The organism is Caballeronia catudaia (assembly GCF_001544755.2).
GTDB lineage: Bacteria > Pseudomonadota > Gammaproteobacteria > Burkholderiales > Burkholderiaceae > Caballeronia > Caballeronia catudaia.
The window spans coordinates 51,254-75,607 of record NZ_FCOF02000026.1 but is presented as its reverse complement, the minus strand read 5'-3'; the positions used below and the strand labels follow the sequence as shown (position 1 = coordinate 75,607).

Here is a 24,354-nt window from a genome sequence, read left to right as displayed (position 1 = left end):
ACTCGGAGAACCGCCGCCAACGCGGCCCCGAGCATCAGGTCTCCGCCACGAGCGGCGCCGGCTTTTTCCTGTCACCCGGAGTCAACATGAACTTTCCGATCAATCCGCTTTCCTCCGCGCTCTCGGCGATCACGTCGATGGCGTCGCAAGCCGCCGGCGGCGCCGGCGCGGCCTCGACCGTCGCGTCGGGCGCCGTCGCGGACAGAAGCGGGACATCGGGCGCGGCGAGCGCGGGCAGCTTCGCCGATGCGCTGAAAACGTCCATCGACAAGATCAGCGACAACCAGACCAGGGCGCTCGGCGAGGCGCACGCGTTCGAAATCGGCGCGCCGAACGTGTCACTCAACGACGTGATGGTGGACATGCAGAAGGCGAACGTCGGCCTGCAATTCGGGCTTCAGGTGCGCAACAAGCTCGTGTCGGCCTACAACGACATCATGCAGATCTCCGTCTGACGCGCGGCTCCTTTCGCGATCCAGCCCTTTAGCGCCCCGAAGGGGTCTAGAGCCTTGCGTCCTAAAGCTTTTCCGCGTTTCTCCGATAACCCCGGTAACGGCACGGCGAACGATGGTTCGCCCGCAAGAGCGGGCGGCTCGCTCGCCCACACCGGTTTCACCGGGCCCACACGGATCAGGACGAGAGGCACGGCGTCCGCAAGAAGCCCGCGGACGCTGCGGCATCGCACAAGGAGAACCGACAGATGTATTCCCCAGGACACGCTGGAGCCAGCGCCTACGCACGCGTCGGCGTCCAAACAGGGGTGATGGGAGCGAGCCCGCACCGGTTGATCGTGATGCTGTATCAGGGCGCGCGCCAGGCGATTGCGCTGGCGCGCATGCACATGCAGCAGAACAACATCGGTGCGCGCGGCGCGGCGATCGGCAAGGCCATCAGCATCGTCGAGAGCGGGTTGCAGCAGGCGCTCAACAAGGATGCGGGCGGCGAGATCGCCGAGCGGCTGGATGCGCTCTACACGTATATGTCGCGCCGGCTGCTCGAGGCGAACCTGAAGCAGGACGAGTCGATGCTCGTTGAGGTCGACAACCTGCTCGCGACGCTCGAGGAAGCATGGGTGGGAATTGGACCGGAAGTGGCGCAAATGACGACTGCGCCCGTTTGACGGGAATGCGGGTCGACTGCCTCGAAAGAATGAAGACGACACAAGATTATTTCGCCCATTACGAAGCCATCGCGGCCATTTCCGGCCAGATGCTGACGGCCGCGCGCGGCGGCGAATGGAGCGAACTGAAGACGTTGCAAGGCGCCTACCGCGAGTTGATCGAGCAACTGAAGGAAGTGGATTCGGCCTCGGAACTCGACGAGAGCGCCCGGGCGCGCAAGCTGGACCTCGTGAAGAAAATTCTCGCCGACGACGCCGCGATCCGCGATCTGAGTTCGCCGAGCCTCGCGCGCCTGTCCGCGCTCTTCACAGTCAACAACCCGGCGCGCGTATTGAAAAAAATGATCGGACTGCGCTAGGCGGCCCGATCGCGCCCGGCTGCGGCCAGGCGCATTTGAGGATGTGGGCATGACAGGACTCGACACCGCGATCGCAACGCTGCTCGCCAGCCGCACCGAGCTCCTCATGTCCGCGATCCGCGCGCCGGGCGGCGTGAGCGGCAGCGGCGTGACCGGCGCGAGCGTCGGACAGGCGGCGACGCAGACGGACATATTGCCGTCCGTCGCCACACCGCCTGGCAGCGCGGCGCCGGCCGCATCGACGCAGACCGCGCTGTCGAGCGTCGCGCGCACGCTCGACGTGATTTCGCGCTTCGGCGGCGCGGCGCCCGCATTGACCGGCGACGCTCCGCTGTGGCCGACGCCGCCGCGTCCCGCGAGCGCCTTTGCCGCATTCACGACCGGCCTCTTCGACACCGCTTTCTCTTCCAATGCAGCCGCCGTCGCGGCCGCGCGCGCCGCGACGCAGAATCTGCCGCCGCTGCCCGCCGCGGTGCTGGCGAGCGCGCTGGCGAAGACCGTTGGCGAAAGCGGGCTTTTCTACGAAGCGCATCTGATGCAGTGGCTCGCGGGCCAGCGCAGCGCGGCGTCGCTCGGCAACGAACCGCAGGCGCGCGCAGACGCCCGTTCGATGAGCTTGCCGCTCGATTTCGCGCGCGGCGCGGCGGCGGGCGACACCGGGCTCGACGACGCCCGCGCGACGCCATTCACTCCCGATTCGCCCGATTTCCATGCAAACGTGCGCGCCGTCACGACGCCGCAAAATCCGCAGCAGGCGGCCGCGCTCGCGGCGTCGGTGCGCGATGCGCCGGCGTCGGCGCTGTCGAATTCGCAAAGCGGCAACGCGGCGGGCGGCGCGGGCGCGCAAAGCGCCCAGCCGGGCCAGCACGAATCCGCGCTGCAGGCGTCGATCGCGGCGGGCATTCATCCGGCGACGCTCAATGTCGTGCGTCAGCAACTCGACGTGCTCGCCAATCAGCAGTTCCGATGGCAAGGCGAGGCGTGGCCCGGCACGCGCTTCGAATGGGAAATCGCGCGCGAACCGCGCGATCCGCGCGCCGCGGCCGACGAAGCCGCCGACGAACGCGCGTGGCGCACGCGCATCACGCTGTCGCTGCCAGCGCTCGGCACGGTCGACGCCGAACTGGTGCTGACGGGCGAGAAGCTCGTCGCGCGTATCAAGGCAGGCGATTCGGGCGCACGCCGACTCGCCGCCGATCGCGAAGCGTTCGCGCGTCAGCTCGAAGCGGCGGGCATCGCGCTGGCGTCGCTTTCCGTGCGCTCGATGGACGGCGTCACCGATCTCGCGCGCACAGGTGGCAAGCCCGTCGCGAAGAAGCCGATGCGCTCGCCGCTCGAGCATTTGTTCCGCGCACCCAACGGCGACGGGAGCGACGCATGAGCGCCGATCAACCGCTCTATACACGCAAGCAGGCGACCGCGCTTGCCTACGAGGCGGGCAACCGCGAGTCGACGCCGCGCGTCGTCGCGAAGGGCTACGGCATGGTCGCCGAAATGATCGTGCAGCGCGCGAAGGAAGCGGGGCTGTACGTGCACGAGTCGCCGGAGATGGTCTCGCTCCTGATGCAGGTGGATCTGGACGCGCATATTCCGCCGGCCTTGTATCAGGCGGTGGCGGAATTGCTGTCGTGGGTTTATCGGCTGGAGAATGAAGAGCCGTTGCGGGAGGCGGGGCGGCAGATTCGCTAAATCGCAAACGCCCGCGCCACGATCCCCGCATGATCGAACCGCGCCGGCAGCGTCCCATATACGCGCCCGCTTTCGCCACGCGCAGCCCCGAGACGGGTTTCGATGAACGCATCGGCGACGTCCTGCGGCGCATGCCGCGCCAGCAGCACGCCCTGCGCGCACAAGGTCAGTTGTTGCGCGATGCGCCGCGCCGACGCTTCCCGCGCGGCCGGATCGTCCGTCAGCATCTTCAAGAGCGATGACAACGCGCCCGCCAGCGCCGGATGCGCCGCCGCCGCCGTCTTCCAGTCGTCGAGCAGTGCATGCGCCGCATCCTGCTCGCGCTCGAATGCGCGCAGCACGTCGAGGCACATCACGTTGCCCGAGCCTTCCCAGATCGAATTCACCGGCGCCTCGCGATAGAAGCGCGCCATCGGCCCGGTTTCGACGTAGCCGTTGCCGCCCCAGACTTCCATCGCCTCGCCGGTGAATTCGAGCGCGCGCTTGCAGACCCAGAACTTCGCGGCGGGCGTCACGATGCGCCGCCACGCGCGTTCAGCCGGCGCACCGTCCGGCGCGGCGCTCTGCTCGAACGCGCCCGCGAGCCGCATGAAAAGGACCGTCGCCGCTTCGGATTCGAGCGCCAGATCGGCAAGCACGTTGCGCATCAAAGGCTGATCGACGAGATGCGCACCGAACGCGCTGCGATGCCGCGCGTGATGAATGGCCTGCACGAGCGCCGCGCGCATCAGCGCCGCGCTGCCGATCACGCAATCGAGCCGCGTGAAGTTCGCCATCTCGATGATGGTCGGCACGCCGCGCCCCTCGTCGCCGATCATCACGCCGTACGCATCGAGAAATTCGACTTCGCTGCTCGCGTTCGAGCGGTTGCCGAGCTTGTCCTTCAGGCGCTGGACCTGGACCGCGTTCTTGCGCCCGTCCGGCATGAAGCGCGGCACGTAGAAGCACGACAGTCCGCCTTCGTCGGCGGTGCGCGCGAGCACCAGATGCGCATCGCATTGCGGCGCGGAGAAGAACCACTTGTGACCGACGAGCCGATAGGCGCCGCCACGCCCCGGCGCAGCGCCATCGATGGCATGCGCGCGCGTGCGGTTGCTGCGCACATCCGAGCCGCCTTGTTTTTCGGTCATGCCCATGCCGATCATCATCGAATGCTTGCCGGCTTCGAGCGGAATATCGCGCGGGTCGTGCTCGCGCGATAGCAGCGGACGCGAGATGCGCGCGAACAGATCCGGCTCGTTGCGCAGAACCGGAATGCTCGCGAAGGTCATCGTGATCGGGCACAGCGAACCCGATTCGAGCTGCCCGTGCAGAAAATAGCCGGCGCAGCGCGCGGCCATCGATCCGGCGCGCGCCGACGGCTCGAACGGCAACGCGTGCAGCCCTTCGTGACGCAGACGCCGCACCAGTTCGTGCCACGCCGGATGAAACTCCAGCGCGTCCACGCGCGCGCCGCGCGAATCGTGCGTCGCGAGTTCCGGCTCGTGACGGTTGGCGAGATCCGCCAGAACGACGACATCCGGCTGCGTGAGCGCCATGCCGTCGCGCGAAAGCGCCTGGGCGTGCCATTGCGCGCCCTCTCTCCCGACCGCCGCGGCGAGCGCCGCATCGAACGCGAACGCGTCATAGCCGACGAGCGGCGGCACCTGATTCGTGACTTCATGTGTCTGCCCGAACGGGCGATCGGCGCAATCAAACGTAAGGGACATCGTCGGTCTCCTCTTTGGCGCGCGCAGAACGGCGCCGGCGCGCTGATTCGTCACTGTCGGGCGGGCGCAACGGCCACGTGGGGCCCGATCGGCCATTCGGGCGCCATCTCGAATTCAAGAATCATAGGCCGCGCATGCGTCCGGCGTGTAGAGGCGTCGTTCTTTTCGGAATCGTGCCTGACTTTCTTATGCGCAGTCCTAAAGCGCCATTTGCTGAGACAAATCCGATTGTTATTCCCACCCCAATGACGTGCAGGAGGCCGAACCTATAATCGGCTCGACTATTTACCGGCAGACGCAGAAACGCCTTTCAGGGAAGCATTCGCAATGAGCATCAACCTCAACCAACTCGTACAGGGCGCTTTGACAGAAAGCGTGCTGCAGCATATCGCCGGGCGCATCGGCTGCGCGCCGGAATCCGCCCGGCGCGTGGTCTCGCTGTGCGGGCCGGCGCTCATCGGTGCGATGATGAACAAGGCGTCCTCGCTCGAAGGCACGCGCAACCTGTTCGCGGCCATCATGTCGCCGGCGACGAACGCACAGATCGCGGATGAATTGCCGCATTTCGTCGTGCAGGACGATGGCTTCAGAACGCTCATCGACACCAGCGCGAAAACCGATCACGCGATCGCCTCGCACGACAGCCTGAACATGCTCGCCGAGCGCATTTCGGAATACACGGGCGTGGCGGCAAGCGCCACACGCACGCTGGGCGGCGTGGTCGGCGCGACGCTCTTCGGCATGCTCAAGCGCTATCTCACGCAACACAGCGGTCATCCGGCCCAACTCCCGACGCTGCTCGGCCACCAGTTGCCGGTGGTGCGCGCGAACATGACGGACTCGTTCGCGCAGGCGCTCGGGCTCGGCTCGGTCGGCGCGTTCCTCGCGGGCGTCGCGTCGCGGCTGAAAGCGGTGTCGGCGCATCTGGAGCATCCGTCGACGCACGAGGCGGCCGCATTCTCGCAGCCAGTCGAAACGCCCGCCGCGCCCGAGCAACCGGCAAAGGAGCATGCGCGCAAGAAGAAGTGGTGGTGGATCGCGCTCGCCGCCGCGCTCGCGCTGCTCGCGGTCTTGCTCGGACGCGGGTGCTCGACGGAAACGGAGCAGGACGCGGCGCCCGCAGCGAAGCCGGACGCGGCTTCCGACGCGATTTCCACCGCGGCTGCGGATTCGAATGCGGCGGCCGCATCGGCATCGGTGGCAAGCGATCAGGCATCGGCCCCCGTCGCGCTGCCGGGCAAGGACTCGACGATGTCCTTCGTCGTCGACGCATCCGGCGTTCCGACGCTGACCGCAACGGTCAATAGTGAAGCGGAGCGCCGCCAATTGATCGACACGCTCGCGGCGAAGCTCGGCGCCGACAAGTTCCACGCGGACATCACGGTCGACCCGGACACGAAGCCCGCCGCATGGATGGCCAAGCTCGACGGCTTGCTGCCGGTCATGACGCTGCCCGGCGCGAAGGTGCGCGTCACGGGCGAGACGGTCGATCTCGCCGGCCGCGCCGCCGACGCGACGCTCGGCTGGCTGGACAAGCTGAAGGCCTTGTTCGGCGACGGCTGGACTATCGGCGCAAGCGAAAGCGCGCCAGTGGCGGCGAGGACGTTGGCCGCTTCCGACGCGCAAGCCGGCGCGGCCTGCGCAGCCGCCGATGTCGCGAAGCAACTGAATGCGCGTCCGATCAACTTTGGCTTTGCGTCGAACGCCGTGCCGCGCGCGGCGCTGGCCGAACTCGCGAACGCGGCGAAATCGCTCAAGGAGTGCGGCGCGGCGGGCCAGCCGGTCAAGTTGCAGATCGGCGGTTTCACGGATAGCACCGGCAACCCAGCGGCGAATCTGTATATCTCGAAAAAGCGCGCGGAGGCTGTGCGCACGTATCTGGTCCAGCACGGCGTGCCGGCGAACACGCTCTCCGTGGAAGGCTTCGGCGACGCACATCCGATCGGCGACAACGCGACACCCGCGGGCCGCGCGGCGAATCGCCGAATCGAGTTCAAGGAACTGAGCTGATCCAGGAAACACCCGCAAGCCGCTGTGAATGACGCGCCGGTCCGCTCATCGCGGGCCGGCGCGTTTCGTTTGGGCGTCAGCGGGTCATGGTCCAGGCTGGCCGCGCCGTACGCGCGGGAATCCATCGGCCATGAAATCCTGATCGAGATTCGCGGGCAGCATTTCGCGCGCCACTTCGATCCATGCGCGCGCCGCGTGCGACAGATAACCGTTGCGCCGCCAGCCGAGCGCCATGTCCCAGTGAATCTCGGGCGCGACGACGCGACGGCACGTGAATGCGTCGGCGTCGAGACGGCGGCAATAGGGCGCTGGCAACAGCGCGATGCCGATGCCCGCCTGCACGAGCGCCGCCATGAAATCCCAATGCCCGCTGCGACCGACGATCGTCGGTGCAAAGCCCGCCTCGCGGCACGCGCTGAGCACCACGTCGTTCAACGCGAGGCTTTCGCCGTAGAACACGAACGGCTCGCCGGCGAGATCGGTGAGCGCGACTTCGCGCGCTTCGTCCCAGCGCGAGCCCTTCGGCGCAACGAGCCACAGCACTTGCCGGCTGACGGGCAGCACGTCGAAGACTTCGGTGTTCACGGGCTGGAGCACGCCGCCCAGTTCGAGTTCGCCATCGACGAGCGCCGCCTCGATCGCCTTCGAGCCGCGCTCGAATAGCTTGAGCTCGACCTTCGGATAGCGTTGCCGGAATGCAGCGATGGCCGGCGTGAAAAGCGCACCGCCCATCGGCGGAATGCCGATCGTCAGCGTGCCGCGCCCGAACGTGCCGAGATCGTTCAGTTCGGCCTCGAGCCGCGCATGCGCCGCCAGCACCTCGACGCCCCGCTGATACACGATCTGCCCCGCGTCGGTCAGCACCATCTGACGCCCTTCGCGCAGGAGCAGCGGCGAGCCGACCTCGTCCTCCAGCGCCTTCACCATCTTGCTGATGGTCGGTTGAGTCACGAACATGTGCTCGGCGGCGGCGGTAAAACTCTTCTGCTTCACCACTTCGATGAAGTACCGCAAGGCGCGCAATTCCATCGGCGGCTCCAGAATTCCAGTTTGGAATGATTCGAATAAGGTTAAGTCATTATTATTATGCGAGGGGCGTCCCTATACTCTGACTACGGGATAACCCTAATCACTCGCATTCAACGCACAAGAGTTCGCCATGTCCGCCGCCCTTTCGACGCCAACGCCCTCCGCCTTCGGCCGCTTCGTGCGCATCGCGCTGCAGTCCGCCGCGCTGGCGGGAATCTGGGCCGTGGCGGATTTCGTCGCGCGCAAGCTGGCCTTGCCGGTGCCGGGCGGTGTGATCGGCCTCGTCGCGCTGCTCGCGCTGCTGTTTTGCGGCGGCGTCGCGCCGCGCTGGGTGAAGGCCGGCGCCGACTGGCTGCTGTCGGACATGCTGCTGTTTTTCATTCCGGCTGCGGTCGCGGCGGTGCAGTACGGCGGTCTCTTCATGGAAGACGGCTGGCGGCTCGCGCTGGTCGTCGTCGGCGGAACGCTGATGGTGATGGTGGCAGTCGCGTTCGCCGTCGACCGTGCGGCGCGCCTCGAACGCCATCTGGCGCTGCGCCGCGCGCTCGTGGCGCGGCATGCGGCGCGCGCCTGAGCACATCGACATGAACCACTTCTTCGACTCGCTTCTCGCAGACGACGCCGCGCGCCTCATCGCCGCGGGCTGCTTCGTGCTGACCGTCGCACTGTATTTCGTCGCGAAGCATGTGTACGCGCGCTTCAGGCAGCCGTGGCTCACGCCGCTGCTCGCGGTGCCGGCGGTGCTCGCGCTGATCGTCGTGATGGCGCGCATTCCGTACTCCGTCTACTACGCCGACACGCGCTGGCTCATGTGGCTGCTCGGCCCGGCGACGGTCGCGTTCGCCGTGCCGATCTACGAATACCGCGCGCTCATCAAGCGGCACTGGATTTCGCTGACGGTCGGCGTGACGGTCGGCATTCTGGTGGCGGTCGGCGGATCGCTGATGCTCGCCAAGCTGCTGCATCTGTCGCCGGAATTGCAGCGCAGCCTCGCGACGCGCTCCGTTTCGACGCCGTTCGCGCTCGCCGTCTCCGACAAGATCCACGCGCCGAAGGATCTCACCGCGCTCTTCGTGATCGCGACGGGCGTCTGCGGCATGCTGTTCGGCGAGATCGTTCTGGCGCTCGTGCCGCTGCGCACGCGGCTCGCTCGCGGCGCGCTGTTCGGCGCGGCGGCGCACGGCGTCGGCACGGCGAAGGCGCGCGAACTCGGCAGCGAAGAAGGCGTCGTCGCCAGTCTCACGATGATGATCGCCGGCGTCGCGATGGTCCTGCTCGCGCCCGTGCTATCGGCGTTGCCGTTCTGATCGCGGGCAGCGCCGCGAAAGCCCACTCGCCCGTCCCGGAATCGGTTGGTTGCGGCGAGACTTTGCTACAATCTGCGTTCGCTTCCGAGGAGCGTTGCGACGGCCTTTCAGTACGACAGTACACGGCCGCCAGGCTCGGAGGCTTTCAATTCGGACGGTTCAAAGGCGCTTGCAAAGGCGCCCGCTGAGCCACCGCATTCGAACGGCGCTCACGTCAACATTTCTAGTCTTTTTTAGAAAGGAGGGCGTGATGAACGCCGCAGTTCTCGATTCCAAAAATTCCAAGGATTACGTCGTCGCCGACATGTCGCTGGCCGCATGGGGCCGCAAGGAACTCGACATCGCCGAGACGGAAATGCCGGGTCTCATCCAGACGCGCGAAGAGTACAAGACGCAGCAACCGCTGAAGGGCGCGCGCGTCGCCGGTTCGCTGCACATGACCATTCAAACGGGCGTGCTGATCGAAACGCTCACCGCGCTGGGCGCGGACGTGCGCTGGGCGTCGTGCAACATCTTCTCGACGCAGGATCACGCTGCTGCCGCCATCGCCGCGGGCGGCACGCCGGTGTTCGCGTTCAAGGGCGAATCGCTCGACGAATATTGGGAATTCTCGCACCGCATCTTCGAATGGCCGAACGGTGAGTTCGCCAACATGATCCTCGATGACGGCGGCGACGCAACGCTTCTGCTCATTCTCGGCGCGAAGGCGGAGAAGGACCGCTCGGTCATCGCCAAGCCGACGAACGAGGAAGAAGTCGCGCTGTACAAGTCCATCGCCAGGCATCTCCACAGCGACCCGACGTGGTACTCCACGCGCCTTTCGCACATCCAGGGCGTGACGGAAGAAACGACCACGGGCGTGCATCGCCTGTATCAGATGGAAAAGGAAGGCCGCCTGCCGTTCCCGGCCATCAACGTCAACGATTCGGTCACGAAGTCGAAGTTCGACAACCTCTACGGCTGCCGTGAATCGCTCGTCGACGGCATCAAGCGCGCGACCGACGTGATGATCGCCGGCAAGATCGCGGTCGTGGCCGGTTACGGCGACGTGGGCAAGGGCTGCGCGCAGTCGCTGCGCGGTCTGGGCGCGACCGTGTGGGTCACGGAAATCGATCCGATCTGCGCGCTGCAGGCAGCGATGGAAGGCTACCGCGTCGTGACGATGGAATACGCCGCCAGCCGCGCCGACATCTTCGTGACCGCGACGGGCAACTACCACGTCATCAACCACGATCACATGAAGGCGATGCGCAACAACGCGATCGTCTGCAACATCGGTCACTTCGATTCGGAGATCGATATTGCTTCCACGCGCCAGTACACGTGGGACAACATCAAGCCGCAGGTCGATCACATCGTCTTCCCGGACGGCAAGAAGATCATCATCCTGGCTGAGGGCCGTCTCGTGAACCTGGGCTGCGCGACGGGCCATCCGTCGTTCGTGATGTCGAACTCGTTCACCAACCAGACGCTCGCGCAGATCGAACTGTTCTGTCACGGCAAGAAGTACGAGAACAAGGTCTACGTGCTGCCGAAGCATCTCGACGAAAAGGTTGCGCGTCTGCACCTCGGCCGCATCGGCGCTGAGCTGACCGTTTTGAGCGACGAGCAGGCCGGTTATATCGGCGTCGACAAGAACGGCCCGTTCAAGCCGAACCACTACCGCTATTAATCGACGGAGCGGCGGTAGTACCGGCGCGGGCCGCGACATCAAGCCCGCGCGATTCAATGCATCAACCGGAGAACCCTCGATGACCGTGCTGCTGACATGGCTGATCAACGCGCTCGCGCTTCTGATCATCACGTATCTGGTGCCGTCGATTCACATTCGCAGTTTCGGCACGGCGCTCATCATCGCGGTGGTGCTCGGGCTCATCAACGCAGTGCTGAGGCCGCTTCTGATCCTCCTCACGCTGCCGGTGACGATAATCACGCTCGGGCTCTTCATCCTCGTCGTGAACGCGCTGTGCTTCTGGCTGTGCTCGTCGCTGCTGAAGGGCTTCGAAGTGTCGGGATTCTGGTCCGCGTTCTTCGGCTCGATTCTGTACAGCATCGTGTCCTGGCTGTTGTCGGCGCTCATTTTCGGGAACCGCAACTTCGGCTAGGCGGATGCCGCCGCCCGAGTCCCTCATCATCATGAAACCGATCGAACTCTCATTCGAGTTTTTCCCGCCGAAGACGCAGGAAGGCGTGGACAAGCTGCGCGCTTCCCGCGCCGAGCTCAAGAAGCTCTCGCCCAAGTTCGTCTCCGTGACGTTCGGCGCGGGTGGCTCCACGCAGCAAGGCACGCTCGACAACGTCCTCGACATGGCCGCGGAAGGTTTCGAAGCCGCGCCGCATCTGTCGTGCATCGGATCGTCGAAAGACAATCTGCGCACGATCCTCGCGAATTACCGCGAGCACGGCATTCGCCATATCGTCGCGTTGCGCGGCGATCTGCCTTCGGGCATGGGCGAAGTCGGCGAGTTGCGCTATGCGTCGGAGCTCGTGGCGTTCATTCGCCAGGAGCACGGCGACTGGTTCAACATCGAAGTGGCCGCGTATCCGGAGTTTCATCCGCAATCGAAGTCGCCTCGCGCCGATCTCGAAAACTTCGCGCGCAAGGTGAAGGCGGGCGCGAACTCGGCGATCACGCAGTACTTCTTCAACGCCGACTCGTACTTCAAGTTTGTCGAGGAAGCGCGGAAGCTCGGCGTCGACGTGCCGATCGTGCCGGGCATCATGCCGATCACGAACTTCTCGCAACTGATGCGCTTCTCCGACATGTGCGGCGCGGAAGTGCCGAAGTGGATCGCGCGCCGGCTCGAAAGCTTCGGCGACGATCGCGAGTCGATTCGCGCATTCGGCGTGGACGTCGTGTCCGGATTGTGCCGCCGTCTCATCGACGAAGGCGCGCCGGGCCTGCACTTCTACACGCTCAACGGCGCGTGGGCCTCGAAGACGATTTGCGAGCGGCTCGGCTTCAAGAGCGCGTAATCGAATCACCCCGCGCATGACTGCTTCACCCGCGCGGCGCTCGCCGCGCGGTTCTATCTCATCTCTCCCGATTACCGCTTTTTTTCCGCCGCCCCGCGCGCTGGCGCGCAATATTTCGTCCTCCGGTCCATCACCTCTGCGCATGGCCGATAAACTGCCCTTATCGGAGCGCCATCGGCGGCAAACTCTAGTGGGGAAAACCAACAACGCGCGTCACTTTTGTTCGTGCTAGGGTAGCGCCCGACTTCGCGCACACGCGCCGAAAAACGGGCGGTGCGATCAAGTACACTCGCGCTACGCCGGCCAGAAGCCGGAATTGACTTGGAGGAAACATGAACAAAAACAGCCTGTTGCGAGCCGTCCGCAGGTCGGCGCTCGCGGGCGCCGTGGCCACGGCCTCGCTCTTCGCAGCCACTGCGGCAAACGCCGCCATCCCGAACAAGACGCTCGTCTACTGCTCGGAAGGCAGCCCGGCCGGGTTCGATCCGGCGCAATACACGACCGGCACCGATTTCACCGCGAACACCTTCACCGTCTATAACCGTCTCGTCGAATTCGAGCGCGGCGGCACGAAGGTCGAGCCGGGTCTCGCAGAAAAGTGGGACGTGTCGTCCGACGGTCTCACCTACACGTTCCATCTGCGCCACGGCGTGAAGTTCCAGACGACGTCGTACTTCAAGCCGACGCGCGAATTCAACGCGGATGACGTGATCTTCACGTTCAACCGCATGCTCGATCCGAACAATCCGTTCCGCAAGGCGTACAACGTGCAGTTTCCGTACTTCACGGACCTCGGCATGGACAAGCTGATCTCGAAGATCGAGAAGGTCGATCCGTACACCGTGAAGTTCACGCTGAAGGAAGTGAGCGCGCCGTTCATCCAGAACATGGCGATGGAATACGCGTCGATCCTCTCGGCCGAATACACCGACAAGCTGATGAAAGACGGCAAGGCCGCCGACATCAACCAGCAGCCGGTCGGCACGGGTCCGTTCATCTTCCGCAGCTACACGAAGGACGCGACCATCCGCTTCGACGGCAATCCTGATTACTGGAAGCCGAACGCCGTGCAGATTTCGAAGCTGATCTTCTCGATCACGCCGGATGCCGCCGTGCGCGTGCAGAAGCTGAAGAGCAACGAATGCCAGGTGATGAGCTATCCGCGTCCGGGCGACATCGCGGCGCTGAAGTCGGCGTCGAATGTCGATACGCCGTCGCAGGCGGGCTTCAACGAAGGTTACGTGGCTTACAACGTGACGAAGAAGGGCCTCGACAACACCGACGTGCGCCGCGCGCTCGACATGGCGATCAACAAGAAGGCGATCATCGATTCCGTGTATCAGGGCGCGGGTCAGGCTGCCACCGCACCGATGCCGCCGACGCAGTGGTCCTACGACAAGAACCTGAAGGGCCAGACGTATGACACGGCAAAGGCGAAGGATCTGCTGAAGAAGGCGGGCTTCCCGGACGGCTTCGAGATCACGCTGTGGGCGATGCCGGTGCAACGCGCGTACAACCCGAACGCGCGCCTGATGGCGGAAATGATTCAGGCCGACTGGGCGAAGATCGGCGTGAAGGCGAAGATCGTGTCGTACGAGTGGGGCGAGTATCTGAAGCGCGCGCACGCGGGCGAGCATGACGCGCTGCTGATCGGCTGGACCGGCGACAACGGCGATCCCGACAACTGGCTCGGCACGCTGCTCGGCTGTGACGCCGTGAAGGGCAGCAACTTCTCGAAGTGGTGCTACAAGCCGTTCGACGATCTCGTCGTGAAGGGCCGTTCGACCACGGACGTCGCCGCGCGCACGAAGGCGTACACCGACGCGCAGCAGATCTTCGCGCAACAACTGCCGTTCTCGCCGATCGCGCACTCGACGGTCTATCAGCCCGTCAGCAAGAAGGTGACGAACATGAAGATCGAGCCGCTCGGCTACGTGCGTTTCGATGGCGTCGGCATGCAATAAAGTTTGTCTGCGGAACGCTTTTTGCACTAAACCATAACTAATCGAGAAAGGTCCGGCGGCGCGGGTCCACACGATCCGACGCCGCCGGACACTTTTCTGGTTCCCACAAGTACGAACCAAACGAACCAAAGGGCGATCATGTTCCGATTCGTTTTGCGACGCATAGGAATGGTGATACCGACGTTCATCGGCATTACGATTCTCGCGTTCGCACTCATCCATCTGATTCCCGGCGACCCCATCGAAGTGATGATGGGCGAGCGCGGCGTGGACCCGGCGATGCACGCCGAAGCCATGAAGCGCTTAGGCCTCGACCAGCCGCTTCCGCTGCAGTATCTGACGTACGTCGGGCACGCGCTCAAGGGCGATCTCGGCACGTCGATCATCACGAATACGAGCGTGATGGGCGAATTCCTCGCGCGCTTTCCCGCGACCGTCGAGCTCTCGATCTGCGCGATGATCTTCGCGCTCGCCATCGGTCTTCCGGCGGGCGTCGCGGCGGCGCTGCGGCGCGGCACCGTCGTCGATCACGGCGTGATGGGCACCGCGCTCACCGGCTATTCGATGCCAATTTTCTGGTGGGGCTTGATCCTCATCATGTTCTTCTCCGCGAAGCTCGGCTGGACGCCGGTGTCGGGCCGCATCGCGGTGGAGTACGACATTCCGCACGTCACGGGCTTCATGCTGATCGATGCGCTCTTCTCCACCGATGAAGGCGCGTTCACGTCGGCCGTGAGCCATCTGATTCTGCCGACCATCGTGCTCGGCACGATTCCGCTCGCGGTGGTGGCGCGCATGACGCGCTCGTCGATGCTCGAAGTGCTGCGTGAGGACTACATTCGCACGGCGCGCGCGAAAGGTTTGTCGCCGTTGCGCGTGGTGGTCGTGCATGCGCTGCGCAACGCGCTGATTCCCGTCGTGACCGTCATCGGTTTGCAGGTCGGCACGCTGCTCGCGGGCGCGGTGCTGACCGAGACGCTGTTCTCGTGGCCGGGCGTCGGCAAGTGGCTCATCGATGCCATTTCGCGTCGCGATTATCCGGTCGTGCAAGGCGGCATTCTGATGATCGCGACACTCGTGATCGTCGTGAATCTGGTCGTCGATCTGCTCTACGGCGTGTTGAATCCGCGCATTCGCCATACTCGCTGAGGAAACACGAATGGCTGACATTCAAAACAATCTCCCGCCGGGCGCGCTGACGCCGCCTTCCGGCCGCATGGTCGCCGCGCGCGAGTTCTGGTTCAACTTCTCGCGCAATCGCGGCGCGGTTATCGCGGGCGCGATCGTGCTCGCGCTGATTTTCGTCGCGATCTTCGCGCCGCTGATCTCGCCGCATAGCCCGATCGAGCAATATCGGGATTACGTCAAGATTCCGCCCGCATGGCTCGAAGGCGGCAACCGCATGTTCCTGCTCGGCACCGATGAAGCGGGCCGCGACATCCTCTCGCGTCTCATGTACGGCGCGCGGCTGTCGTTCTGGATCGGTTTCGTGTCGGTGATGCTCGCGCTGATTCCGGGCGTCGTGCTCGGGCTCATGGCTGCGTTCTTCAACTGGCTCGATACGCCGATCATGCGCGTGATGGACGTGCTGCTCGCGCTGCCGTCGCTGCTGCTGGCGGTCGCGGTCGTCGCGATCATCGGTCCGGGTTTGGTCAACACGATGCTCGCGATCGCGATCGTCGCGCTGCCCGGTTATGTGCGCCTCACGCGCGCGTCCGCGCTCGGCGAACTGCAGAAGGAATACGTGACGGCATCGCGCGTCGCGGGCGCGGGCACGGTGCGGCTGATGTTCTCGCAAGTGCTGCCGAACTGCGCCGCGCCGTTGATCGTGCAGGCGACGCTCGGCTTTTCTTCCGCGATTCTCGATGCCGCCGCGCTCGGCTTTCTCGGCCTCGGCGTGCAGCCGCCGGCGGCGGAGTGGGGCGCGATGCTCGCATCGGCGCGCGATTACATCGAAAGCGCATGGTGGATCGTGACGATGCCGGGCCTGTCGATTCTGGTGTCGGTGCTCGTCATCAACCTGCTCGGCGACGGTCTGCGCGACGCGCTCGATCCGAAACTCAAGCGGATGGGCTAAGCGATGAACGATCTGTTGACTATCCGTAATTTGCAGGTGACGTTCGGCGGCACGCAGGCCGTCGATCGTATCGATCTGAGTGTGAAGCCGGGCGAAGTCGTCGGCGTGGTCGGCGAATCCGGCTCGGGCAAGAGCGTCACGATGATGGCGCTGATGGGCCTCATCGACGCACCCGGCAAAGTGACCGCCGACCAGGTCATGTTCGATGGCCGCGACTTGCTGAAGGCGTCGGCGCGCGAGCGTCGCAGGATCATCGGCAAGGACATTGCGATGGTGTTTCAGGACGCGCTGACGAGCCTGAACCCGAGCTATACCGTCGGCTATCAGATCAAGGAAGTGCTGAAGCTGCACGAAGGCTTGCGCGGCGATGCGCTTCACAAGCGCGCGGTCGAGCTGCTCGATCAGGTCGGCATTCCGGATGCGAAGAGCCGCATCGAGTCGTTTCCGCATCAGATGTCGGGAGGCATGAACCAGCGCGTGATGATCGCGATGGCCGTCGCGTGCAATCCGAAGCTCCTGATCGCCGACGAGCCGACCACCGCGCTCGACGTCACGATTCAGGCGCAGATCATGGAACTGCTCGTGCGTCTGCAGAAGGAACGCGGCATGGCGCTCGTGCTGATATCGCACGATCTTGCCGTGGTGTCGGAAGTGGCGCAGCGCGTCGCGGTGATGTACGCGGGCGAGATCATCGAAACGAATCATGTGCCGACGATCTTCAGCGAGCCGCATCATCCGTACACGGAAGCGCTACTCGCCGCGATCCCCGAGCATAACCGCGACGCGGATCGTCTCGCGGCGCTGCCGGGCATGGTGCCGGGCAAGGACGACCGGCCGAGCGGGTGCCTCTTCGCGCCGCGCTGCAAGTATGTCGTCGACGATTGCTGGAAGGCGCGGCCGAATCTGTATCAGCTCGACAAGAACGACCCGGCCGTGCGCGCGCGTTGCATCAAGCCGTTGAATATCGATGTCGTAGTGGAGGGCGCGCGATGAACGCCGTACCGAAGGAAATCAGTCAGGACATCGTGCTCGCCGCCGACCAGCTCACGAAGCACTACGACGTGAAGCGCAGCGCGTTCAAGCACGGCACGGTGAAGGCGCTGAACGGCGTGTCGTTCGAATTGAAGCGCGGGCGCACGCTCGCGGTCGTCGGCGAATCGGGCTGCGGCAAGTCGACGCTCGCGCGTCAGCTCACGATGATCGAAGCGCCCACTTCGGGCCGCTTGCTGATCGAAGGCGACGACGTCGCCGGCGCGAGCAAGGCGAAGATCGCCGAGTTGCGTCAGCGCGTGCAGATGGTGTTTCAGAACCCGTTCGCGTCATTGAATCCGCGCAAGACCGTCGAGCAGACGCTCGGCGAACCGCTCGCGATCAACACGAAGCTGAGCGCGACCGAGCGCGCGGAGCGCATCGCGCACATGATGCGCACGGTCGGCTTGCGGCCCGAGCATGCGTCGCGTTATCCGCATATGTTTTCGGGCGGGCAGCGTCAGCGCGTGGCGATTGCGCGCGCGATGATTCTGGACCCGCAGATCGTCGTCGCAGATGAGCCCGTGTCCGCGCTCGATGTATCGATTCAGGCGCAGATTCTGAATCTGTTCATGGATCTGCAGGCGCAGTTCGGCACGAGCTATGTGTTCATCTCGCACAACTTGTCGGTGGTGGAGCATATTGCCGACGATGTGATGGTCATGTACTTCGGCGGCGTCGCCGAGGTTGGCGACAAGAATACGATCTTCGCGAAGCCGCGGCATCCCTACACGCGCGCGCTGATGTCCGCTACGCCTGCGATTTTCGAGGCAGACCGGAGCATCAAGATCAAGCTGCAGGGCGAGATGCCGTCGCCGCTCAATCCGCCGTCGGGCTGCACGTTTCATCAGCGATGCCCGTATGCGATCGAGCGATGCCGCGTGGAGGAGCCGAAACTGCGCGTCGTCGATGGGCGTCAGGTGTCGTGTCATCGCGCCGAGGAAGTGGGGGACGGCGAAGTCTGAATCTCGGCGGGCGCGTGCGCGGCGCGTCATGTGAATGTTTTAAGATGTCGGTCGTGCCGGATTCATACGTCAAGCCGCGTTTTTTGCGCGCGGCCTTCGCCCAGGCGACAGCCATCGTGCTGTCGTTCGTGCTGTTTACGGCGGGTGTCGCCGAGTGGTCGTCCAGCTTTGCGGTGGTCGGATCGCGCACGCCGCAGGCCGCGGGCGATGCCAGTTCCGCGGCGTTGCCGTCTAGTGCGCCGCCGACGCCAGCGCCTGCTCCGCGCGCGGATCGGTCCACCGGCACGACGGCGAGCGGTCCGGTGCGTGCGCAACCGCCCCGCATGCCGTTCTATGTCGCGACCAAGGGCGCGACGACCATCTACGTGCTCGGCACGCTCCATGTGGGATTCGCGAGCGACTATCCGCCCGAGCAACCGTTTCGCAAACCGATACTCGCGGCGCTCGATGCATCGCCGACATTGGCGCTCGAGATTTCTCCCGACGAGCTGCTGCTCTCCCAGGACGATGTGAACCGCTACGGCGTGTGCCGCAGCGAATGTCTGATCGACTACTTGCCGGACTCGATGTGGAAGAAGGTCGAGTCGCGCATGCGAAACAATCCGCAGGCGCTCAAGGAATTGCGGCACACGCGGCCGTGGCTCGCGTCGATGCTGATTGAAACGTACGACACGCTGAAGGCGGGATTTCAGAGCGAGTACGGGACGGAGGCGCAATTGCAGAATGTGTATCTGCGGGCGCGCGGGAAGATTGTCGGGCTGGAGACGTTGAACGAACAGATTTCGACGTTCACGCGCCTGAGTTCGGCGCAGCAGCGCGAGATGCTCGCGCAGGATCTGGTGCAGACGCCCGCGGAGAATGTCGCGGACGTGAAGGAGCTGCATCGGTTATGGCGGATTGGCGATGCCGATGCGTTGAAGGCCTGGGATGACGCGAAGGGCTCGAAGCTGGCCAGGTCGAAGACGCTGGCCGCGCAGGTCGATAATCGTGTCGTGTATGAGCGCAATCGCCGGTTCGTGCAGAGGATGGTGGCATTGGCCGCGCCGGATAAGCCGGTGTTTGTGGCGATCGGGGCGTTGCATCTCGGCGGGCCGAGGGGGGTGTTGGAGTTGTTGAGGGCCAGGGGGTTTGTGGTGGGGGCGGGGTAGCCAGTTACGCTCGGTGAGGCTAGCAGCGCTGCCCGTTTCGCGGTTGTCGAATCGCCGAGCTTGCATCCTGGCTGAATTAAATCGACTTTCATAAATTGAAAGCGTTAGCTTAGCCCAAATAGAAATACAAAGAATCGGTTTAAAATAGAATCGCACAAATCCTAAATCAACGATCTCTTTACATAACACAACAGCTTTCATTGGTAAGCGCACGTAACATTAGCGCACAAAGCTTGACAACAATCAGCAAAGAAATGCGGCATAGTGCTAGTTTGGTGTCACAATCATGCACTGATGTTTTCGTTCGTTCCAAATTCTCGCAAAGAATAATCGACAAAAATAATTGATGCTGGCCGCCGCAGAATGCTCAGCAGTGGCGGCACAAACAAGCGGCGATTTCGCGCTCCTGGCTGGTTCTGGTTTAGCACCAATATTGCGGCTTATTCCGACATACTTCCATCACTTAAAAGCCTAATATAAGTTCGGATTTGCGTTCCGGAGCGCGGTTACGACTCACAAGCACAACGTTCGAGCCCTCTACACAAGGACGAGACAGTGCGACTGACGATTCCATCAGGCTGCTCGGAAAACGTCGATAGCAGCGCAGCCGGCATGGCCGTCGGGCGCCGAGCTCCATTTTACCGAGTCCATTTTGTGTGGAAAACACAAACTGGTGCGGCATTTCTGGAGGCAAAGACCGGAAGAACAAACCCGGTCTTCGCTCGACATCAACGACACAGGAACGGATAAGCCCGCTCGTTGTGACGGTCAACTAATTTACAAATGACATTGAATCGGTATTGCTTATGAAGATCACGATAATTGGCACCGGATACGTCGGGCTGGTTACCGGTGCTTGCCTGGCCGAGATCGGCAATGAAGTCGCTTGTATTGACATCGACGAAAAGAAAATTGCCGTTCTCCAAAGTGGCGGAATTCCGATTCACGAGCCCGGATTAAAAGAGCTGATCGATCGAAACCGGGCGGCCGGAAGACTGTGGTTTTCAACTGACCTGCCTGCCGGGGTTGCGCACGGATCTGTTTTGTTCATTGCGGTCGGAACGCCGCCTGGCGAAGACGGATCAGCAGACGTGGGCTACGTTTTGGCAGCGGCCCGCGGCATTGCGTCACACATGCGGGAATTCAAAGTCATCGTCAATAAGTCGACCGTTCCAGTTGGCACCGCCGATCGTGTTGCGGCAAGCGTAAGGCGCGAACTGGAAAATCGCGGCGTTTCGTATGGGTTCACGGTCGTATCGAACCCGGAGTTTTTGAAAGAAGGGGCCGCGATTCAGGACTTTATGCGTCCGGACCGTATCGTCATCGGTAACGCCGACGACGAAGCAGGGCAATTCGGCCGTGAACAAATGGCCAGACTCTACAAGCCTTTCAATCGGAACCACGAACGTACGATGTACATGGACGTCCGCTCGGCGGAGTTCACGAAGTACGCCGCCAATTCGATGCTGGCAGCACGTATATCGTTCATGAATGAGTTGTCCAACTTGGCGGAGCGCGTCGGCGCCGACATCGAATCGGTGCGTCGCGGTATTGGTTCAGATCCCCGTATCGGATACGACTTTCTCTATTCGGGAGTGGGATACGGCGGCTCGTGCTTCCCGAAGGACGTTCAAGCGCTTGCGCGGACGGGAGTTGAATCGGGTGCGTCGATGCGAATCTTGGACGCAGTCCAGGAAGTGAACCGTCAACAGAGCGAGATCTTTACCAGCAAGATTACTAACCGGCTGGGAGAGCGGTTGAATGGACGCGTGTTTGCGATCTGGGGACTTGCCTTCAAGCCCAACACCGATGACATGCGGGAAGCGCCGAGCCGGACGATTATCTCGAATCTCCTCGCTCGCGGGGCGCGGGTAAAAGCTTACGACCCGGTGGCGATGGAAGAAGCCGACAAGGCGATAACCTCGGATCTGCAATCGAGCCCGGACCAATTAATGCGCGTCGAGTTCGTTGGAAGTGCAGACGAAGCGGCAGCAGGCGCGGACGCTCTGGTTATCGTCACCGAGTGGAAGGAGTTCAAGATGCCGAATTTCCAGCGTCTTCGCGAGCTGTTGAAAGCACCGTTGATCTTCGACGGCCGTAACCTCTACGAAGCCGATGCATTAGCAAGCGCTGGCTTCGAGTATTACTGTATGGGGCGCCCAGCCGTTGTACCGGCGAGAGCGCGGGACATCGGACACGAAACGTCTCACCTTGAAATTCGATAAGCCGAGTCGGCTTGCAATCCGCAATATGCGTGTCGATTGACCGACTCGCAAAAGCGGATTCGGCATCCCTCTTTCATCCATTGTTATGCGAATTTTTCCTCTCCTCTTGTGTGGAGGTAAGGGCAGTCGCCTTTGGCCCATGTCCAGAGGCAACTATGCGAAACAGTATCTTGCGCTGACCGGTGAACAAAGTCTTCTCCAGAAGACCGCGTTGCGTCTCGAGCAGTTGCCTGACGCAATGCCGCCTATCGTCGTGACCAGCAGTGAACAGCGATTCCTCGTTGCTGAGCAATTGCGGCAGATAGATGTCACGCCTTCGACGGTTATTTTGGAGCCCGTGAGCCGAAACACTGCACCGGCGACCGCCGTCGCAGCGGTCGTCGCGCTACGCGAATGCTCCGACGCATTACTGCTGGTGCTGCCTGCCGACCACGCGATAGAAAACGAGGATGCGTTCGTCCGAGCGGTTTCATCGGCAACCGATGCTGCAACGAATAATTTCCTCGTGGCTTTTGGGATCACCCCCAGTGAACCGCACTCAGGCTACGGATATATTCGTACGGGTCCTGCTCTGGCAAACAGCGTGCATGCGATCAACATCGAGGGCTTCGTCGAAAAGCCCTCGGTGGACACCGCCCGGTCTTTGCTAGAGGAGGGAGGCTATCTCTGGAACAGCGGAATGTATATGTTCAAAGCGGCCCGCTATTTGGCGGAACTGGAAGCGCACGAACCGCACATCGTGGCACAAGCGTATCGCGCAGTCGAAGAGGCGTGTCGGGACGATGATTTCCTTCGCCTGAATGAGGAGGCTTTTGGTGCATGCACCAGCATATCGATCGACCACGCCGTGATGGAGCGCACCGATCATGCCGTGGTTATCCCGAGTGACGATCTGGGATGGAACGACATCGGATCCTGGAGTTCGCTGGATGATCTGGCGAATCACGATGAGCACGGCAACGCGCTCTCGGGCGACGTCGTCTGTGAATCCGTTTCGAACTCCTTCATTCGGGCTAACCACAGGTTGGTTGCAGCCGTCGGAGTCGACAATCTGGTCATCGTCGAAACGCCGGATGCAGTGCTAGTGACGAGTCGCGAGAAGGTACAAGATGTTAAAAAAATCGTCGAGAGACTGGAGGCGGCTCACCGCATTGAAGCGAGTTCTCATCGACGCGTCTTCCGTCCCTGGGGTTGGTACGAGCGCATAGATCACGGTGACCGCTTCCAGGTGAAGCGCATCGCCGTGAATCCCGGCGCGCAACTCAGTCTTCAGCTTCACCATCATCGTGCTGAACACTGGATCGTCGTGAAGGGAACCGCGGTCGTAACGAACGGGGATAGCGAAACGATTCTCTCCGAGAATCAGTCGACCTTCATTCCGTTGGGCATCAGACATCGATTGGCCAATCCCGGAAGGATTCCACTCGAATTGATAGAAGTTCAGTCGGGCACTTATCTGGGAGAGGACGACATAGTTCGTCTGGAAGATACATATGGCCGCGCGTAGCAAAAGCCGTCGATAGACGCGTCGGCACGCAGGCGATTGCAATACATGAAGCTAGACGGACTTGTCGAACTTTCGTTGCCGGCTCAACCGTGCGTCGGCGACCAAGATCAGCGCCCGGCATCAACATATTTGAAAGACATGCTTTTTATTAGGATAACAGATCTAATCGCTGTTGTTTTTGGAGCTTTTCTGGCATCGCAGTTGGGTCATTCGTGTGTCGCTGATACGCCTCATCTGATAGGGGAGCGGGTGGCATTTGCGATGGCGCTTTCACTGAGTGCGTTCCCTGCCTTCGGTTGCTACCGCCGTCTGCCTTCCGTGTCGATGCGCCGATTGATCAGCCGCGCCATCGCCGCGTGGCTTGTGGTGCAAGCATGCGAACTCGCGATCGGCTATCTGCTTCGGAACGCGGATGCGGTCGCTCTTCGTTGGAGCATTGCCTGGACGCTTCTCAGCGCCTTCGGAATGCTCCTTGCGAGGCTCATGATGCGTTGCTTCCAGCGCCTGCACCTATGGAGAAGAAATTCCGGAAAGCGCGAAGCTGCGGCGTCAATGCGCTCTCAGCGCGCCCTGAAGCGGGCTTTCGATCTGGTGACGTCAGCGATGCTGTTAGTGGTCCTTTGTCCCGTGTTCTGCGTAATTTCCCTCGTCGTCCGACGCGACGGCGGACGGGCGATTTTCGGCCATGAGCGAGTCGGACGGGGCGGGAAGAAGTTCGCATGTCTTAAGTTTCGCACTATGGTGACGGACGCCGACGTCGTTCTTGCAGACCTGCTGGCCATCGACGCGAAGGCGCGCGAAATGTGGGAACGCGAGTTCAAGCTCAAGGACGATATCCGTGTCACGCCGGTTGGGCGGCTTCTTCGCGCAACGAGTCTGGACGAATTGCCACAACTGTGGAATGTCTTGCGCGGCGACATGAGCCTTGTAGGTCCGCGGCCGATCGTCGAAGCCGAACTGGAGAAGTACGGTGAATTCAAGACTCGCTACCTGAGTGCGACGCCAGGCATGACTGGACTGTGGCAGATCAGCGGGCGTAACGACGTGGACTACGCGACTCGCGTGAGTCTGGATACGGCCTACATCAGCAACTGGTCGCTTGGCGAGGATTTTCGCATTCTCTTCAAGACTTTCAATGTCGTCCTGCGCCGGGTGGGAGCCTATTGAGCACATCACGCGGGCACCGTCTTGAAGCGCTCGAACTCGGGACTTACCTCCAGATCGCAGCAGGACTTGAATC

The 24,354-nt window shown here is 62.9% G+C and carries 22 protein-coding genes and 1 riboswitch; of the genes, 20 read left to right on the top strand and 2 right to left on the bottom strand.

Features of this window, described 5'->3' with window-relative positions; translation table 11 throughout:
- The first annotated feature begins 86 nt into the window (after positions 1–86).
- The 5 genes from fliE (at position 87) to AWB75_RS24160 (ending at position 3,168) form a co-directional block, all read left to right on the top strand.
- A complete protein-coding gene (gene fliE, locus AWB75_RS24180; protein ID WP_061126566.1) occupies positions 87–455 on the top strand; it encodes a flagellar hook-basal body complex protein FliE in 369 nt (122 codons plus the stop codon).
- 245 nt (positions 456–700) lie between these two features.
- The gene (gene fliS, locus AWB75_RS24175; RefSeq protein WP_061126565.1) at positions 701–1,120 is read left to right on the top strand and encodes a flagellar export chaperone FliS; all 420 of its coding nucleotides are present in this window, start codon (positions 701–703) and stop codon (positions 1,118–1,120) included.
- Between the two features lie 29 nt (positions 1,121–1,149).
- A complete protein-coding gene (locus AWB75_RS24170) occupies positions 1,150–1,479 on the top strand; it encodes a flagellar protein FliT (protein WP_061126564.1) in 330 nt (109 codons plus the stop codon).
- Between the two features lie 49 nt (positions 1,480–1,528).
- A complete protein-coding gene (gene fliK, locus AWB75_RS24165; protein ID WP_061126563.1) occupies positions 1,529–2,860 on the top strand; it encodes a flagellar hook-length control protein FliK in 1,332 nt (443 codons plus the stop codon).
- The gene (locus tag AWB75_RS24160) at positions 2,857–3,168 is read left to right on the top strand and encodes an EscU/YscU/HrcU family type III secretion system export apparatus switch protein (RefSeq protein ID WP_061126562.1); all 312 of its coding nucleotides are present in this window, start codon (positions 2,857–2,859) and stop codon (positions 3,166–3,168) included. The genes fliK and AWB75_RS24160 overlap by 4 nt, the downstream gene beginning before the upstream one ends.
- On the opposite strand, the gene AWB75_RS24155 is transcribed toward AWB75_RS24160, so the two are convergent.
- Positions 3,165–4,877 (bottom strand): isovaleryl-CoA dehydrogenase, encoded by a 1,713-nt coding sequence (locus AWB75_RS24155; RefSeq protein WP_061126592.1) that lies wholly within the window; start codon positions 4,875–4,877, stop codon positions 3,165–3,167. The two genes, AWB75_RS24160 and AWB75_RS24155, sit on opposite strands and share 4 nt — an antisense overlap.
- A gap of 327 nt (positions 4,878–5,204) precedes the next feature.
- Here AWB75_RS24155 and AWB75_RS24150 point away from each other — a divergent pair, with 327 nt between their 5' ends.
- Complete coding sequence (locus AWB75_RS24150) at positions 5,205–6,887, top strand: OmpA family protein (RefSeq protein ID WP_061126561.1); 1,683 nt, start codon at positions 5,205–5,207, stop codon at positions 6,885–6,887.
- An 84-nt stretch (positions 6,888–6,971) separates the two neighbouring features.
- Here AWB75_RS24150 and AWB75_RS24145 read toward each other — a convergent pair whose 3' ends face one another.
- Entirely contained in the window at positions 6,972–7,916 is a 945-nt protein-coding gene (locus AWB75_RS24145) for a LysR family transcriptional regulator (RefSeq protein WP_061126560.1), read from the bottom strand.
- A 130-nt stretch (positions 7,917–8,046) separates the two neighbouring features.
- Here AWB75_RS24145 and AWB75_RS24140 point away from each other — a divergent pair, with 130 nt between their 5' ends.
- From AWB75_RS24140 to AWB75_RS24075, 14 genes are all read left to right on the top strand, one after another.
- Positions 8,047–8,490 (top strand): CidA/LrgA family protein, encoded by a 444-nt coding sequence (locus AWB75_RS24140; protein ID WP_061126559.1) that lies wholly within the window; start codon positions 8,047–8,049, stop codon positions 8,488–8,490.
- A 10-nt stretch (positions 8,491–8,500) separates the two neighbouring features.
- Positions 8,501–9,223 (top strand): LrgB family protein, encoded by a 723-nt coding sequence (locus tag AWB75_RS24135; RefSeq protein ID WP_061126591.1) that lies wholly within the window; start codon positions 8,501–8,503, stop codon positions 9,221–9,223.
- An 80-nt stretch (positions 9,224–9,303) separates the two neighbouring features.
- A riboswitch (S-adenosyl-L-homocysteine riboswitch) is annotated at positions 9,304–9,441 on the top strand.
- A 32-nt stretch (positions 9,442–9,473) separates the two neighbouring features.
- On the top strand, positions 9,474–10,895 hold the full coding sequence (gene ahcY, locus AWB75_RS24130; RefSeq protein ID WP_061126558.1) for an adenosylhomocysteinase: 1,422 nt from the start codon (positions 9,474–9,476) through the stop codon (positions 10,893–10,895).
- Between the two features lie 79 nt (positions 10,896–10,974).
- Complete coding sequence (locus AWB75_RS24125) at positions 10,975–11,328, top strand: phage holin family protein (RefSeq protein ID WP_061126557.1); 354 nt, start codon at positions 10,975–10,977, stop codon at positions 11,326–11,328.
- A gap of 31 nt (positions 11,329–11,359) precedes the next feature.
- Positions 11,360–12,199 carry a methylenetetrahydrofolate reductase [NAD(P)H] gene (gene metF, locus AWB75_RS24120; RefSeq protein WP_061126590.1) on the top strand — a complete coding sequence of 280 codons (840 nt, stop codon included), beginning with the start codon at positions 11,360–11,362 and terminating at the stop codon, positions 12,197–12,199.
- A 332-nt stretch (positions 12,200–12,531) separates the two neighbouring features.
- Positions 12,532–14,163: an ABC transporter substrate-binding protein gene (locus tag AWB75_RS24115; RefSeq protein ID WP_061126556.1), complete on the top strand. Its 1,632-nt coding sequence runs from the start codon at positions 12,532–12,534 to the stop codon at positions 14,161–14,163.
- A gap of 138 nt (positions 14,164–14,301) precedes the next feature.
- On the top strand, positions 14,302–15,312 hold the full coding sequence (locus AWB75_RS24110; RefSeq protein WP_061126555.1) for an ABC transporter permease subunit: 1,011 nt from the start codon (positions 14,302–14,304) through the stop codon (positions 15,310–15,312).
- A gap of 10 nt (positions 15,313–15,322) precedes the next feature.
- Positions 15,323–16,240, top strand: a complete 918-nt coding sequence (locus AWB75_RS24105) for an ABC transporter permease subunit (RefSeq protein ID WP_061126554.1) — start codon at positions 15,323–15,325, stop codon at positions 16,238–16,240.
- A gap of 3 nt (positions 16,241–16,243) precedes the next feature.
- Positions 16,244–17,233, top strand: a complete 990-nt coding sequence (locus AWB75_RS24100; protein ID WP_061126553.1) for an ABC transporter ATP-binding protein — start codon at positions 16,244–16,246, stop codon at positions 17,231–17,233.
- Positions 17,230–18,234 (top strand): peptide ABC transporter ATP-binding protein, encoded by a 1,005-nt coding sequence (locus AWB75_RS24095; RefSeq protein WP_061126552.1) that lies wholly within the window; start codon positions 17,230–17,232, stop codon positions 18,232–18,234. Before AWB75_RS24100 ends, AWB75_RS24095 begins: the two co-directional genes overlap by 4 nt.
- Before the next feature lie 44 nt (positions 18,235–18,278).
- The gene (locus tag AWB75_RS24090; protein ID WP_061126551.1) at positions 18,279–19,382 is read left to right on the top strand and encodes a TraB/GumN family protein; all 1,104 of its coding nucleotides are present in this window, start codon (positions 18,279–18,281) and stop codon (positions 19,380–19,382) included.
- An 806-nt stretch (positions 19,383–20,188) separates the two neighbouring features.
- Entirely contained in the window at positions 20,189–21,607 is a 1,419-nt protein-coding gene (locus AWB75_RS24085) for a UDP-glucose dehydrogenase family protein (protein ID WP_061126550.1), read from the top strand.
- Between the two features lie 85 nt (positions 21,608–21,692).
- Positions 21,693–23,114, top strand: a complete 1,422-nt coding sequence (locus AWB75_RS24080; RefSeq protein WP_061126549.1) for a mannose-1-phosphate guanylyltransferase/mannose-6-phosphate isomerase — start codon at positions 21,693–21,695, stop codon at positions 23,112–23,114.
- Between the two features lie 138 nt (positions 23,115–23,252).
- Complete coding sequence (locus tag AWB75_RS24075; protein WP_061126548.1) at positions 23,253–24,281, top strand: sugar transferase; 1,029 nt, start codon at positions 23,253–23,255, stop codon at positions 24,279–24,281.
- The last annotated feature ends 73 nt before the right edge of the window (positions 24,282–24,354 follow it).